This is a genomic window from Burkholderia sp. SIMBA_051, from assembly GCF_046534915.1.
Taxonomy (GTDB): domain Bacteria; phylum Pseudomonadota; class Gammaproteobacteria; order Burkholderiales; family Burkholderiaceae; genus Burkholderia; species Burkholderia ambifaria.
This window is the reverse complement of the sequence record NZ_JAWRXS010000803.1, coordinates 1-241: the sequence shown is the minus strand read 5'-3', so window position 1 is coordinate 241 and position 241 is coordinate 1. Positions and strand designations below refer to the sequence as shown.

General features: G+C 50.6%; 1 tRNA gene. It reads right to left on the bottom strand.

What is annotated here, in order from left to right:
- Positions 1 to 144 precede the first annotated feature (144 nt).
- Positions 145 to 221 (bottom strand) — tRNA-Val (locus tag SB771_RS36675).
- Positions 222 to 241 lie beyond the last annotated feature (20 nt).

Here is a 241-nt window from a genome sequence, read left to right as displayed (position 1 = left end):
CTGAGCATTCGTACCCCCAAACGTGCCCCGAAAACTTCCTTTGTGGCACTTGGCAGCGCTTCTCGCGCGGGAAACAAAAAAGCCGCTAAGTCATTGACCTAGCGGCTTTTTCTTTGCCGTGCTTGACAGCACTTTGCAGGAATTTGGTAGGCGGTATTGGAATCGAATCAACGACCTCCACGATGTCAACGTGGCGCTCTAACCAGCTGAGCTAACCGCCTGCAAAGAAGAAGAATTATAT